Below are 13,884 nucleotides of genomic sequence, written 5' to 3'. Positions count from 1 at the left end.
ATTCACCCCCTCCTTTTATTAACCGGATTTCCCTTAATTGAATAACTATTTTGATAGGAATGAATCAAATCGGTGATTTTTACGTCACGTCCTGATTCTTTTTTCCATTGGGACAGCAGAAGGCGAATCTGCCAAGCTTTGCCCTGAGCGCGTACACGGTCTTCCGTGAAATAGCTTTTCATAAGGGGGCTCCTTTCCGAACGGTTTGGTATAATAACACCATATGTCCGGTGCGGACAAGTTATGTATGGTTGGAACGGTTGATGACTCGATTAAGGGAGGAAAAAGAAATGGCAGCCAACGATAAATTAAAGGAAACCACGGTTTCGACAGAGCCGGTCTTTCAGGGGAGAGTGATCTCCCTGCAAATTGATACCGTCAAGCTGCCGGACGGAACGACGGCAACCCGTGAAATTGTGAAGCATCCGGGTGCGGTCGCCGTGCTGGCGGTGCATGAGGGACGATTGCTGCTGGTGGACCAATATCGCCAGGCGATGGGCCGGTGTGAATTGGAGATTCCTGCGGGCAAATTGGAACCAGGGGAAGATCCTGCGGAAGCGGCGGTCCGTGAGCTGCAGGAGGAGACCGGGTATCGCTGCGATAAATTGACGCATTTGCACTCATTCTATACTTCGCCGGGGTTCGCAGATGAGATTATCCATCTCTATTTGGCCGAGCAGTTGAGTCCAGGAGAAATGTCGCCGGATGTTGACGAATTCCTTGAGGTTCAGGAAGTGACGCTGGAGGAGGCACTTGGCCTGATTGCGGAAGGGCGGATTGCGGATGCCAAAACGATTATGGCGGTGTATATTTGGCAGCTTAAGGATGCTCGCGCACAGGCAGAGGCAAGACCATGAGTTCGAGCTCCACAACAACCTCGGCCGCGCTTACGACCGTTTTCGCCGATTTGCATATTCACATCGGACGAACCGGGCGGGGGGAGCCGGTGAAGATTAGCGGCAGCCGTGATCTGACCTTCGCTGGAATCGCCAGGGAGGCTTCGCAACGCAAGGGCATCGGGCTTGTTGGCATCATTGACTGTCATGCCCCCGGGGTACAGGAGGATATCGACCGGTGCCTGGAGCAGGGGGAGATGCAGGAACTGAAGGATGGCGGCATCACCTATCAGGGGACGACGATTTTGCTGGGCTGCGAGCTGGAAATCCGTGAACCGGGGATGGGGCCGGCGCATTTGCTTGCTTTTTTCCCGCACCTGGAGACGATTCGTGGCTTTACGGATTGGCTGAAGCCAAGGATGAAGAATGTTGGGCTAAGCTCGCAGCGCGTGTACGCTCCGGCGATCACGCTGCAGGAGGAAGTGTATGCCCGCGGTGGTATGATCATTCCCGCCCATATTTTCACGCCTCATCGCAGCATTTACGGAAGCTGTGCCCCCCGGATGTCGGATGTGTTGGATCTTTCTCTAATTAGCGCGGTGGAGCTGGGGCTCAGCGCCGATACGGAGATGGCTGGATTGATCAGCGAGCTCGATCCTTTTCCGATCTTAACCAATTCCGACGCTCACTCGCTGGGCAAAATCGGGCGGGAATACAATGAGCTGCGGCTGAAGGAAGCGAGCTATCTTGAATTCGCTAAGGCGCTGCGGCGCGAGGAGGGGCGCCTAGTGGCCGGGAATTACGGGCTGAACCCCCGCCTTGGCAAATACCACCGGACCTTCTGCAGCAACTGCAACTATATCATCGATGAGGCAGAAGCCAACGTGGAGCGATGTCCTTATTGCGGCAGCCCGAAGCTGGTGCGGGGTGTGCTTGACCGCATCCGCTCAATCGCAGATCGATCTGAGCCCAGCGTACCGCTTCATCGTCCGCCGTATCATTACCAGGTTCCCCTGGAGTTTATCCCCGGCCTTGGGCCGGCGAAATTAGAGCTGCTGCTGGAGCGGTTCGGCACGGAGATGAACATCCTGCATCATGTGCCGGAGGCGGAGCTGGCTGAAGCGGTGGGAGCGGAACTGGCCCAACTTATTGGCATGGCCCGCAGCGGTAGGCTCGAACTTAGCGCCGGAGGCGGCGGAATCTATGGCAAAGTGAAAAAGTCTTAATCTGCAGGTGGTGGTCCGGCAAGCGGCAGGCATAAGCGAGCAGGCTTGTTCATAGGGATAGGATAAGACCCTATAGAACAAGCTAGGAGGCAAAATTCGATGCTGCACCCCATTCGTCATACACTCAAAGACCAAACGCCGCTATATGTTTTTGTTTCCGTGCTGTTTTTAATGGGCGTCGTATTCGGCGCGCTGATGGTCAACGCATTAACGTTGGAACAACAACAGGATATCTCCCGGTATTTGGGTGATTTCTTTCTATCGATCAATGAAGGCGGGTTCGAGTTTCAGCCGATGATGTTCTGGCAAGTCGCTGCCTTGCATTTAAAATGGCTTGGCTTGATCTGGCTATTGGGATTATCCGTGATCGGACTCCCAGGGATCTTAATTCTCGATTTTCTAAAAGGAGTATTGATCGGCTTTACAGTTGGCTATCTGGTTGGCCAATATACCTGGAAGGGGCTGCTATTCGCCCTCGTGTCCGTAGCGCCGCACAATCTGATCGTGATTCCGGCCCTGCTGATCGCCAGCGTCGCAGCGGTGAGCTTCTCGCTCAACATCATTCGCTCGCGTGTGTTAATGAGCCGTCCCGGCCAAGCCACCCGGCCTTTCCTGTCGTATACAGGGCTGACGCTGGCCATGGCTGCGGTGCTACTCGCCATCTCTTCCTTCGAAACGTGGGTGACTCCGGTGATGATGAGCTGGGTTACGCCATTGATTGCGTGAATTCATGCTTGTGTAGGAAAATAAATCCCCCGCACCTGGCTGCTGGCCTGGACGGGGGATATTCGTTTTTCCTAGCACGTTCTACTAAATTGTGACATCCTGGTGATGTGCCATCCTCAAGATTTTGCAATCTACCAAAATGTTTGACTTTGTTGAATATCTCCCCCTATAATGAAAGAAGTGGTCATGAACTTATTGGATGTGCGGCAAGGCTGGGGAGGGATAACATGGAAGCAAAGATCGAAAAAATCAAACAGCAGTTACAATCCCACGGTTACAAATTGACGCCCCAGCGGGAAGCCACGGTACGCGTTTTGCTCGAAAATGAAGACGATCATCTTAGTGCGGAAGATGTTTTCATGCTCGTCAAAGACAAGGCGCCGGAGATCGGCCTGGCCACGGTCTATCGAACATTGGAATTGCTCAGCGAGCTTCACGTTGTGGAGAAGATCAACTTCGGCGACGGTGTAGCCCGGTACGACTTGCGTACCGATACGACCAAACATCATCACCACCATTTGATCTGTGTTCAGTGTGGGGCAATGGATGAAATCCGCGAGGATTGGCTTGGACCGCTCGAGGAACGCTTGGAGAAGGAATTCAATTTTACGGTGCTGGATCACCGGTTGGATTTTCAAGGCATTTGTTACCGATGCAAGGACAAGAACAACGATTCGCCTGGAACAGACAATAAGAAATAACTTCGTTAAGCCGAGCTCTTTACGGCCCTGCCGTAGGGAGCTTTTTACGTTGCCTCGCACGAGGGGAAACGCGGCATAAGCCGCATAACCGATGAAGTCATTTCCGCATACTCCCTAGTCTCTCTCTATATACTTAATACATAGGGCGTCCTAGCAGATAATCGGGCGCCTCCACAAATGATAGAGAGGGTGGGGCTCATGGTCATCTCGCTTCGAAAATGGCTCAGAACAGGGAAATATTTGATCCTGTTTGTCGCACTTGCGTATACTTTTTATAAGGCGCTAGGACTGCTGGACGATTACCTATTTCGTGAGGACAAGTACCGCGTTCCCGAAGGCTCTGCGGTGAAAGTATTTTATGAAGGCGTACCCGGAAATAACATGATGGAGACCATGACGGAGAGGCTGAAATTATTTTTCTGGTATGGAGAGTAGTTCATTGTCAGGGGGAGCAGGGAAATTTCGCAGGGATGTGGAAATAGTAATCAAGGCGGATGGCTGAAGATATTGCATTTGATAACCAAGAAAGGAGGCGCAGCGCATGGAACGGGATGCGGCCTCTTTTATTTCGTTTTTGGCCGGGCAACGGGGATTAAGTGAAGCAACGCGGGAGTCCTATGCGCGGGATCTCAAGCAGTACATAAGCTATTTGCAATCGAAGCAGATCAGCGATTATCGCCAAGTGACCCGTGCGGGCATCTTGCTCTATTTCGCTTACTTGAAAGATCTCGGCAAGGCGCCGGCAACGATTCAACGCGTGTCTGTCACCCTTCGCGCTTTCTTTCGGTATTTACTGCAGGAACGGCGGATTGAGCAGGATCCCTTCATCATGCTGGAAATGCCCAAAGTCGAAAAAAAACCGCCGCAAACCCTCACCGTGGAGGAAACTGAACGGCTGCTGGAAGCCCCAAAGCCCGACACGCCGTTAGGCTTAAGGGACAAGGCCATGCTTGAGCTGCTCTATGCAACCGGCATCCGCGTATCCGAGCTGATCTCGCTGAACAAGGACGACGTGAACCTGGAGCTTCATTTTCTCCGCTGCACCGGGGAGCGGGGGAAGGAACGCATTCTTCCGTTTGGAGGAGTCACGGCGGAATGGCTTGATTTGTATTTAAGGGAAGGACGCAGCCATTTGATTCTGGATGAGAGGGAGAACCCGGCTCTTTTCCCGAACCGTCGGGGCGGGCGGATTAGCCGCCAAGGCTTCTGGAAGCTGATGAAGAAGTATGGCCAGGAAGCAGGGATTACGTCCGATATTACGCCGCATACGCTGCGCCATTCCTTCGCCGTTCATCTGCTGGAGCGGGGGGCGGACGTGAGATCGGTACAGGAGCTGCTGGGGCATTCTGATGCTTCCACGATTCAAATGTATGTAAGCCGTTCAAGGTCCAATCTGAAGACGGTCTACGACGCTTTTCATCCGCGGGCGATGCGGGAGTCTATGGCGCCGGAAGCCGCACAAGAAGGGGACCCGAAGGATCGTCAGAATGGTTTTCCTTCTGAGAAGGGATAACTATAGCTGCATAGATTAAAGGAGTGATAGAAGATGGAAAATGGAAATCGTTTTAGAAAAATGACCGTCATCGTCCTCGACAGCGTGGGGATCGGCGAACTGCCAGACGCCAAAAAATTCGGTGACGAAGGTGCGCATACGCTGGGGCATATTTTGCAAACCGTACCGGGTACTAAGCTGCCTAACCTGCAAAAATTAGGACTGGGGAATATCGCGGAGCTGCCGAATCTGGATCCAGTGGACGAGCCGTTGGCTTACTTCGGTAAAATGGCTGAGATCTCTGCGGGCAAGGATACGATGACCGGCCACTGGGAGCTGATGGGTCTGAAGATCGAGACTCCGTTCCAAACATATCCCAATGGCTTCCCGCGTGATTTGATCGCTCGCTTCGAGCAGGAAACGGGGCGTAAAATCATCGGCAACAAGCCGGCTTCCGGTACGGAAATTTTGGTGGAGCTCGGGGAAGAGCATATGAAAACCGGAAGCTGGATCGTGTACACCTCGGCGGACAGCGTATTTCAAATTGCGGCCCATGAAGAGATTATCCCGCTGCCGGAGCTGTACCGGGCTTGCGAAATCGCTCGTCGGCTGACGCTTGAGCCGGAGCATTCCGTTGGGCGCGTAATCGCCCGTCCGTTTATCGGTCAACCGGGCAACTTCCAGCGCACGCCAAACCGCCACGATTATGCGGTAAAACCGCCGGAACCAACAGTACTAAACGCGTTGAAAAATGCCGGCAAGGAAGTGGTAGCCATCGGGAAGATTGGCGATATTTTCTCCGGGGAAGGGATTACCGCTTCGTATCCAACGAAGAGCAACCAGCATGGGATCGAAGAAACGCTGCAGCGGATCGGCCAGGATTTCACCGGCATGCTGTTCACGAACCTGGTGGATTTCGACTCCTTGTACGGCCATCGTCGCGACCCGCAGGGCTACGCCCGTGCGTTGGAGGAGTTTGATGCGGCGGTACCGGATTTGTTGAAAAATGTGGGTGAGAACGACTTGCTGATCATTACTGCCGACCACGGCAACGATCCGATTCATGCCGGAACGGACCATACCCGCGAATACGTGCCGTTGCTTGTTTACGGGCCAAGCCTGAAAAAGCCGGGCAGCCTGGGCATCCGGGCAACGTATGCCGATTTGGCCGCGACGATCGCCGACAATTTCGGGGTGCATGCAACCGAGCACGGAAAGAGCTTCTTACACGAACTCGTTTAAGAGTAGAAGTTCAACTGTCATCTATAGCTTGTGAACCAGGAGGATTTTGATATGACGACGACATTAAACATTGGCATGATCCGGGAGGCAGCGGATTATATCCGTTCCCGGTCGACGCTTACGCCAAAGGTAGGATTAATTCTGGGCTCTGGATTGGGCGTATTGGCTGATCATATTGAGGAGCCGGTCAGCATCAGCTACCGCGATATCCCGTTCTTTCCGCAGTCGACGGTAGAAGGCCACGCGGGTGAACTGTTGATCGGGACGGTGCAAGGCACGCCGGTCGTGCTGATGAAAGGCCGCTTCCACATGTACGAAGGATACGGGCCGGAAATGACTGCTTTCCCGGTACGGGTCATGAAGGAGCTGGGTGTTACAACGCTGCTGGTCACGAACGCGGCTGGTGGGGTGAACACGTCCTATGAGCCAGGGGATCTCATGCTGATCTCCGACCATCTGAATCTCACAGGCCGTAATCCGTTGGTAGGTCCAAACGACGAGGAGCTGGGACCGCGCTTCCCGGACATGTCCCAAGCGTACAGCCGCCGTCTGCGTGAGATCGTACGGAAGGTCGCTGCAAACAAAGGAGTGCCTCTGCAAGAGGGCGTCTATGCCGGCTTGCTGGGCCCAACCTATGAGACGCCTGCGGAAATCCGCATGCTGCGGACGCTTGGTGCTGACGCGGTAGGGATGTCCACCGTTTCGGAAACGATCGTCGCCCGCCATGCCGGCATCGAGGTGCTGGGGATTTCCTGCATCAGCAATATGGCGGCAGGTATTTTGGACCAGCCGTTGTCCCACCAGGAGGTTATGGAGACGACCGAGCGCGTGCGCGAGAAGTTTCTAAGCCTTGTATTGTCCATTATCCCGGAAATTGGCGAAGCTTAAGAAGAACGGAGGCAGGGAGCGATGAGAGCGGTAGATCTGATCCGTAAAAAAAGGGACGGCCAGGAGCTGACGAGCGAGGAAATTGGCTTTTTGGTCAAAGGGTACAGCGAGGGGCAGATCCCCGACTACCAAATGTCCGCATGGGCGATGGCCGTTTATTATCAAGGGATGAGCGCCCGGGAGACGGCCGACCTGACGATGGCGATGGCCGGTTCCGGGGATACGATTGACCTCGGCTCCATCCGTGGCATTAAGGTCGACAAGCATTCGACTGGCGGGGTTGGCGATAAAACAACCGTCGTATTGGGCCCGCTCGTGGCGGCTGCCGGCGTGCCGGTCGCGAAGATGTCCGGCCGGGGGCTGGGGCATACCGGCGGGACGATCGACAAGCTGGAAGCGATCTCGGGATTCTCTGTAGAGCTTACGAAGGAGCAATTTTTCCGCCAGGTGAACGAAATTGGCCTCGCGGTCGTCGGCCAAAGCGGCAATATGACACCAGCTGACAAGAAGCTGTATGCGCTGCGGGATGTCACCGCGACGGTGGATTCCATCCCGCTGATCGCCAGCAGCGTCATGAGCAAGAAGATCGCCGCCGGCGCAGATGCCATTGTGCTGGACGTCAAGACCGGCAGCGGCGCGTTCATGAAGACGCTGGAGGACTCGATCCGTCTGGCCAAGGCCATGGTTGATATCGGCACGCAGGTTGGCCGCCGCACGGTTGCCGTGATCAGCGACATGGACCAACCGCTCGGTCACGCGATCGGCAATGCGCTGGAGATCAAGGAAGCCGTCGCAACGCTGCGGGGGGAAGGCCCGGCCGATCTCGAGGAGGTCTGCCTGATCCTGGCGTCGCACATGCTGATTCTCGGCGGCAAGGCGTCGAGCGAGGAAGAGGCTAAAGCCATGCTGGTCGAACAGATCAACAGCGGGCAAGCGCTGGAGAAGCTGAAGCAAATGGTTGCGGCGCAAGGCGGAAACACGGAGCAGATCGACCATCCAGAGCTGCTGCCGGAAGCGGAGCTGAAGGTGGACGTGAAGGCGACCGCGGGCGGATTTGTTGAATCGATTCAGGCTGAGGAGATCGGCCTCGCCGCCATGATGCTTGGGGCGGGCCGGGAAACGAAGGAATCCGTCATCGACTTGGCTGCCGGCGTAGAGCTGCGCAAGAAAATCGGCGATCCGGTTGAGGCGGGCGAAACGCTGGCGGTGCTGCATCTGAACCGCAGCCATGAAGCAGGCCTCGCGGAGGCGGAGCGGCGCATTCTAAACGCTTACGGCATTTCCAGCACGAAGGTGCCGCGCCGGCCGCTGGTTTTTGCGCTGGTGACGCCGGACGGGATCAAGCGGTTCTGAGCGGTTCGGAATTTGCACCGGACAGCCGAAAGTTGCATGACGAAATAGCGGTATAAAATGGCCTTATTTTCGCTGAACGAAGGATTTATGGAGAAATAGAGGAATGGAATGGCCTTATTTTGGGCTGCAGACGATCAAACGGGGATATTTCCGCTTCCATCCGAAGAATAAGGGTAAAAAGTTCCTCTATTTGCGAATCAACGCCTCATATCAACAAAATAAGGCCTAAAACTTCCCTTATTCAAAGGGTTGTGGCATGTAACGCCAAGAAATCAAACGCCGAAAGGCGTTTTTTCTTTTGGTGCCAGGAATATTATTCCTCTTTCATGCCGATACTAGGTTAGCAGAATCCAGACTTATGTCTTAAAGGAGGATAAACCTTGAAAAGACGGATGTTGACCTGGTTTGCCGCGTTCGTATTGGCCGTATCGGTGTGGCCGACCACCACCAGCGCAGAACATGGCGGACCGCACGTCGGGGATGATGAAATCGCATTGGCGGAAAATGCGCTGTCCGCCGTCTTGATCGATGCCGATACCGGCACGGTGATTTACGAGAAGAAGAGTCATGAGAAACTGCCTCCCGCCAGCATTACCAAGATTATGACGATGCTGCTGACGATGGAGGCGATCGATAACGGTACACTGAAGCTGACCGATAAGGTGACTGCCAGCGAATATGCGGCATCTATGGGCGGCTCGCAGATCTTCCTGGAGCCGGGAGAAACGATGACCGTGGCTGAGCTGCTGAAGGGCGTGGCCATGGCGTCCGGGAACGATGCGTCCGTGGCGCTTGCCGAGAAAATCGCCGGCTCGGAAAAAGCGTTCGTCAAAATGATGAACGAACGGGCGCAGCAGCTCGGGTTAAAAGATACGCATTTTGCGAACTGTAACGGCTTGCCGGTGGCGGACCATTATAGCTCTGCTTACGATATCGCCATCATGAGCCGAGAGCTGCTGAAGCATGAGGAGATTACGAAGTATACCGGCGCGTACCAGGATTATTTGCGCCAAGGAACAGAGAAGCCGTTCTGGCTCGTGAACACGAACAAACTCGTGCGCTTCTACAGCGGGGCAGACGGCCTGAAGACCGGGTATACCTCGGAAGCGAAGTTCTGCCTTGCCGCTACCGCGAAACGTGACGGGCTGCGCTTAATCGCCGTAGTGCTTGGCGAGCCGAATACAAAAACGCGGAACAGCGAAGTCTCGGCGATGTTCGATTACGCCTTCTCGCAATACGCGCTGCTGCCGATTTATCAAGCGGGGGAAACGATCGGCAAAGTGAAGGTGCAGAAGGGGATGAGCGCTCAGCTGGAGCTGACCGCCGCCAAACCGCTGAACGTGTTGGTCAAAAAAGGCGTGAAGCAAGACAGTATCACACAAAAGCTGATCGCACCGGAAAAGCTTGCGGCACCTATTAAAGCCGGCCAAACGATCGGCAAGCTGGTCGTCTACCAGGATGGCCGCACGTTAACTGAGTTCGAGCTGACCGCCCCTGCGGACATTGATAAAGCGGGCTGGTGGACGTTGTTCAAGCGAACCGCCGCACACTTGTTTTTTGTAGATTCATAGGGCTTTTCTTCTAGTTTTGTCAGGCGGCAGGAATCCGGCCTGAGGTCGTAGAATTGTTGTGTTCATGTCTAGGGAGGAGAGTGAACAGGCGTGAATTTGCATGTGGAAATGGTAAGACACCGCGAGACATTAATTGTACGCTTGAGCGGGGAATTGGATCATCATACGGCGGACAACGTCCGCATGCGGATGGATGAAGAAATTGCCCGCGGAAACTGCCGCAATCTGGTGTTAAGCCTCAAAGAGCTGCAGTTTATGGATAGCTCCGGCATCGGCGTCATCCTCGGAAGATATAAGCTGATCAAGCAAAAGGGCGGGAAGATGGTCGTGTGCGACGTCAACCCGCCGGTATATCGACTGCTGGAAATGTCGGGATTGTTTAAGATTATGTCCATCTTCGAAAACGAGGATATGGCGCTGACGGAACTGGAGGTGGCCCTGTGAATACCAACGCGAATCAAGCCGGGAATTTCATGAAACTTCAGTTTGCCGCGAAGTCCGAAAACGAATCGTTTGCCCGGGTGACCGTCGCCGCCTTCGTATCCCAGCTGGATCCCACGATGGATGAGATCACCGACTTGAAGACGGTGGTTTCGGAAGCGGTCACCAACGCCATCATCCACGGATATGACGGGAACCCGGAAGGGATCGTCACCATTTCCGCCTCTATTGAGGGCGATACGGTGACTTTGATTATCGAGGATCAAGGCCGCGGTATCGAGGATGTGGAATTGGCGAAGCAGCCGCTTTATACGTCGAAGCCGGAACTGGAGCGCTCGGGGATGGGCTTTACGATCATGGAAAATTTCATGGATGAATTCGATGTGACCAGCGAGATTGGCGGGGGCACGCGCATTCGGATGAAGAAGAGGATTGTATCCAAGAAAGCTTTATACAATTAGGGGTTGGAGCTATGGATGCCGAAGTGAAGCAAATCTCGAGAGAGTTTTTGGACGACACGGAAGTGAAACGGTTGATCGCCCTGAGTCAATCCGGGGACAACGCTGCCAGAGACCGGCTGGTGAACTGCAACATTCGACTTGTCTGGTCCGTCGTGCAGCGGTTTATGAATCGGGGATACGAACCCGAGGATTTGTTTCAAATCGGCTGTATCGGCCTGCTGAAGTCGGTGGACAAGTTTGATCTCAGCTATGATGTGAAGTTTTCTACGTATGCGGTGCCGATGATCATCGGGGAAATTCAGCGTTTCCTGCGCGATGACGGGACGCTGAAGGTCAGCCGTTCGTTGAAGGAGATGGCGAACAAGGTTCGCAAGAAGAGGGATGAACTGTCCAAGCTGCTAGGCCGGCTTCCAACCGTGAAGGAAGTTGCCGATGAGCTGGGAGTTACTCCCGAGGATGTCGTGTTTGCCCAGGAGGCGAACAAACCGCCGGCATCCATTCACGAAACCGTATTTGAAAATGACGGCGATCCGATTACGCTGATGGATCAAATCGCTGATGAGACCCAGGAGCGCTGGTTTGATAAGCTGGCGCTGCATGAAGCGATCGACGGCTTAACCGACCGGGAGCGTCTAATCGTGTACCTAAGGTACTATCGCGACCAGACCCAATCGGAGGTGGCGACCCGGCTTGGGATATCCCAGGTTCAGGTGTCCAGGCTCGAGAAAAAAATATTGCAGAGCATTCGCGACCAGATCGCGCAATGAATTGGCAAGCCCTTCGGGCAGCATTTGCCTTAAACGGCACGCTGAACCGAGGGGCTTTTGCATTTATGCAGGTCGCGCTTACACGTAATGCTGGAGCACCAATCCGCCATAAATGAACGCGGCCACGATGACAAGAGCAGGATGAATTTTGCGGCGCTCCATCGCCCAGAACGCGATAGCAGCGATCGCCAGCGTCTGCCAGATGCCGATATCGTCTAAGGGCTCTTTGGCCATCCGCCAGGTAAGGGTGACCATCATGATGGCGATCACCGGCTGCACCAGCAAGGTCATCCCTTTGACGACGCTAGACTGGCGGTATTTGGCAAGCAGGCGGAGCAGCAGGATAAGGCCGGCCGCCGAGGGCAGCACGGTGCCCAGCAGCGCAAGTCCAAGGCCGATCCAACCGCCGACCTCAAAGCCTACGTAGGCGGCGATTTTGGTGGCGATGGGGCCTGGTAAGGCGTTGCCGAGGGCAAGCATATTGGAAAATTCCGCATCCGACAGCCAATGATAGTGGGGCACGATCTCCTGGTACATTAACGGAATGGAGGAGGGGCCTCCGCCATAGCCCAGCAAATTGGCGATCAGGAAGCCAAGCAGCAAGTTCAGCCAATCGATCATGGGCCATCTCCTTCCCCGTCCGGTCGCTTACGCTTGCTGCGGAAGCGCGCCATCGCTCGGTAATGTACGGCACCGTAGCCAAGGAACAACACAATCACGAGCGCTGGATGAACTTGCAAGACCACCAGCAGCAATAGGGCCAGGAGCATGAACAGGATACCGGAGATGACGCCGAGCCCTTTGATTCCTTTTTTCGCAAATTCATAAGCCATGACTCCGAGCATAACGGCGATCACAGGCGAGACAGCCGCGATCATCCCTTTCACGACGCGAGACCCAGCTAGAAGATTCACAGCTGAGAGCAGCAGGAGCATCGCCAGGACACTGGGGAAGATGTGCATGATCACAGCATAGAACGCTCCCAGAACCCCTCTACGCTTATAGCCCAGGTAGGCGGCCATCTTCGTTGCGATGGGGCCGGGCAAGGCGTTGGCGATGGCGAGAATTTCGCCAAACTCTTCATCGCCAAGCCACTGATAACGCTTGACGGCATCGTGCCGGATCAAGGGGATGACGGAAGGTCCGCCACCGTAACCTAACACGCCGGTTCTAACCATGGATACGCCCAGGTCCAAATAATCTTTAAGATGAGGTTTCAAGCGGTTCCCTCCTTTGTTCTTAAGTTACCCGACTTCGCCCAATCCTAGAATAACCAGTCAACCCTATTATAGGGGGAAGGAGAGGGAAGCGGCGAAAAAATGTGCATCGTGAGGCAGGTGCATCAATGCATCAATACGGTTCTGCGGTGATTGCATCCATGTACGATGGTTGTCGCATCCTATATAATAAAGAGCGTTGATATCAATACCAAAATTGGAAGCAAGGGAGATACCAGAACATGAGTGTACATATCGCAGCGAAACCGGGAGAAATTGCCGAAACGATCCTGCTGCCTGGAGATCCGCTCCGGGCTAAATTTATCGCCGAGACGTATTTGAGCGACGTCATCTGTTATAACGAAGTGCGCGGCATGCTTGGCTTTACCGGAACGTATCAAGGGAAACGGATTTCGGTACAGGGTACCGGTATGGGCATCCCGTCGATTTCGATCTATGTGAATGAGCTGTTGAAGGAGTACGGTGTCCAAAATCTGATCCGTGTGGGGACTTGCGGCGGCATGCAGCCGCATGTGCACGTACGAGACGTTATTTTGGCTCAAGCTTCCTGTACCGATTCCAGCATGAACCGCCATGTCTTCAGCGGGTACGATTTTGCGCCGATCGCTAACTTTGAGTTGCTGAAGGCGGCTTATGAGCGCGGCGTGGAAAAAGGGCTGAAGCTGCATGTCGGCAACATTTTCAGCTCGGACATGTTCTATCGCGACGATACGAGTGTGACCCAGCTGCTGATGAAATACGGCGTGCTGGGAGTCGAAATGGAAACCACCGCCCTCTATACCCTGGCCGCCAAATACGGCGTGAAGGCGTTGACGATTCTGACCGTCAGCGACCATCTGCTGACTGGCGAGGAGACGTCGGCGGAGGAACGGCAAACGACGTTTAAGCAAATGATGGAAGTGGCTCTGGATACGGCAGCATCGCTGTAATCCCAGAAGAGCT

At 54.4% G+C, this 13,884-nt stretch carries 17 protein-coding genes; 14 read left to right on the top strand and 3 right to left on the bottom strand.

Translation table 11 applies throughout. From position 1 onward, the window contains the following. Positions 1 to 2 precede the first annotated feature (2 nt). On the bottom strand, positions 3 to 182 hold the full coding sequence (gene mciZ, locus NSQ80_RS12530; protein ID WP_009225810.1) for a Z-ring formation inhibitor MciZ: 180 nt from the start codon (positions 180 to 182) through the stop codon (positions 3 to 5). A gap of 108 nt (positions 183 to 290) precedes the next feature. Between mciZ and NSQ80_RS12525 the strand changes: the two genes are divergently transcribed. The 13 genes from NSQ80_RS12525 (at position 291) to sigF (ending at position 11,704) form a co-directional block, all read left to right on the top strand. Then, complete coding sequence (locus tag NSQ80_RS12525) at positions 291 to 857, top strand: NUDIX hydrolase (RefSeq protein ID WP_260070653.1); 567 nt, start codon at positions 291 to 293, stop codon at positions 855 to 857. Continuing rightward, on the top strand, positions 854 to 2,062 hold the full coding sequence (locus NSQ80_RS12520) for an endonuclease Q family protein (RefSeq protein ID WP_339299259.1): 1,209 nt from the start codon (positions 854 to 856) through the stop codon (positions 2,060 to 2,062). Before NSQ80_RS12525 ends, NSQ80_RS12520 begins: the two co-directional genes overlap by 4 nt. 99 nt (positions 2,063 to 2,161) lie before the next feature. Beyond that, a complete protein-coding gene (gene spoIIM / locus NSQ80_RS12515; protein ID WP_009225813.1) occupies positions 2,162 to 2,788 on the top strand; it encodes a stage II sporulation protein M in 627 nt (208 codons plus the stop codon). A gap of 227 nt (positions 2,789 to 3,015) precedes the next feature. Beyond that, entirely contained in the window at positions 3,016 to 3,489 is a 474-nt protein-coding gene (locus tag NSQ80_RS12510) for a Fur family transcriptional regulator (RefSeq protein ID WP_009225814.1), read from the top strand. Positions 3,490 to 3,687: 198 nt separating this feature from the next. Next, positions 3,688 to 3,924 (top strand): DUF4227 family protein, encoded by a 237-nt coding sequence (locus NSQ80_RS12505; RefSeq protein ID WP_036645787.1) that lies wholly within the window; start codon positions 3,688 to 3,690, stop codon positions 3,922 to 3,924. 106 nt (positions 3,925 to 4,030) lie between these two features. Further along, complete coding sequence (gene xerD, locus NSQ80_RS12500; protein WP_339299256.1) at positions 4,031 to 5,002, top strand: site-specific tyrosine recombinase XerD; 972 nt, start codon at positions 4,031 to 4,033, stop codon at positions 5,000 to 5,002. A 33-nt stretch (positions 5,003 to 5,035) separates the two neighbouring features. After that, on the top strand, positions 5,036 to 6,223 hold the full coding sequence (deoB, locus tag NSQ80_RS12495) for a phosphopentomutase (protein WP_260070656.1): 1,188 nt from the start codon (positions 5,036 to 5,038) through the stop codon (positions 6,221 to 6,223). A 51-nt stretch (positions 6,224 to 6,274) separates the two neighbouring features. Beyond that, entirely contained in the window at positions 6,275 to 7,111 is an 837-nt protein-coding gene (locus tag NSQ80_RS12490) for a purine-nucleoside phosphorylase (RefSeq protein WP_339299251.1), read from the top strand. Between the two features lie 21 nt (positions 7,112 to 7,132). Continuing rightward, positions 7,133 to 8,464 (top strand): pyrimidine-nucleoside phosphorylase, encoded by a 1,332-nt coding sequence (locus tag NSQ80_RS12485; protein WP_009225819.1) that lies wholly within the window; start codon positions 7,133 to 7,135, stop codon positions 8,462 to 8,464. Between the two features lie 380 nt (positions 8,465 to 8,844). Beyond that, positions 8,845 to 10,035 carry a D-alanyl-D-alanine carboxypeptidase family protein gene (locus NSQ80_RS12480; RefSeq protein ID WP_260071272.1) on the top strand — a complete coding sequence of 397 codons (1,191 nt, stop codon included), beginning with the start codon at positions 8,845 to 8,847 and terminating at the stop codon, positions 10,033 to 10,035. Positions 10,036 to 10,125: 90 nt separating this feature from the next. Then, positions 10,126 to 10,479 carry an anti-sigma F factor antagonist gene (gene spoIIAA / locus NSQ80_RS12475; RefSeq protein WP_260071271.1) on the top strand — a complete coding sequence of 118 codons (354 nt, stop codon included), beginning with the start codon at positions 10,126 to 10,128 and terminating at the stop codon, positions 10,477 to 10,479. Positions 10,480 to 10,508: 29 nt separating this feature from the next. Beyond that, positions 10,509 to 10,937 (top strand): anti-sigma F factor, encoded by a 429-nt coding sequence (gene spoIIAB / locus NSQ80_RS12470; RefSeq protein WP_260071275.1) that lies wholly within the window; start codon positions 10,509 to 10,511, stop codon positions 10,935 to 10,937. Between the two features lie 11 nt (positions 10,938 to 10,948). Next, the gene (gene sigF / locus NSQ80_RS12465; protein WP_339299249.1) at positions 10,949 to 11,704 is read left to right on the top strand and encodes an RNA polymerase sporulation sigma factor SigF; all 756 of its coding nucleotides are present in this window, start codon (positions 10,949 to 10,951) and stop codon (positions 11,702 to 11,704) included. Positions 11,705 to 11,782: 78 nt separating this feature from the next. Here the strand turns inward: sigF and NSQ80_RS12460 are convergent, their stop codons facing one another. Further along, on the bottom strand, positions 11,783 to 12,325 hold the full coding sequence (locus tag NSQ80_RS12460) for a chromate transporter (RefSeq protein ID WP_323076772.1): 543 nt from the start codon (positions 12,323 to 12,325) through the stop codon (positions 11,783 to 11,785). After that, positions 12,322 to 12,924 carry a chromate transporter gene (locus tag NSQ80_RS12455; RefSeq protein ID WP_009225825.1) on the bottom strand — a complete coding sequence of 201 codons (603 nt, stop codon included), beginning with the start codon at positions 12,922 to 12,924 and terminating at the stop codon, positions 12,322 to 12,324. Before NSQ80_RS12455 ends, NSQ80_RS12460 begins: the two co-directional genes overlap by 4 nt. Positions 12,925 to 13,163: 239 nt before the next feature. Between NSQ80_RS12455 and deoD the strand changes: the two genes are divergently transcribed. Continuing rightward, positions 13,164 to 13,871, top strand: a complete 708-nt coding sequence (gene deoD, locus NSQ80_RS12450; RefSeq protein WP_260071269.1) for a purine-nucleoside phosphorylase — start codon at positions 13,164 to 13,166, stop codon at positions 13,869 to 13,871. Positions 13,872 to 13,884: the final 13 nt, after the last annotated feature.

The sequence above is a fragment of the Paenibacillus sp. FSL K6-2441 genome, assembly GCF_037964765.1.
GTDB lineage: Bacteria > Bacillota > Bacilli > Paenibacillales > Paenibacillaceae > Fontibacillus > Fontibacillus phoenicis.
Note: the sequence above shows the minus strand (reverse complement) of the source record. Positions and strands in the feature narration are given on the sequence as shown.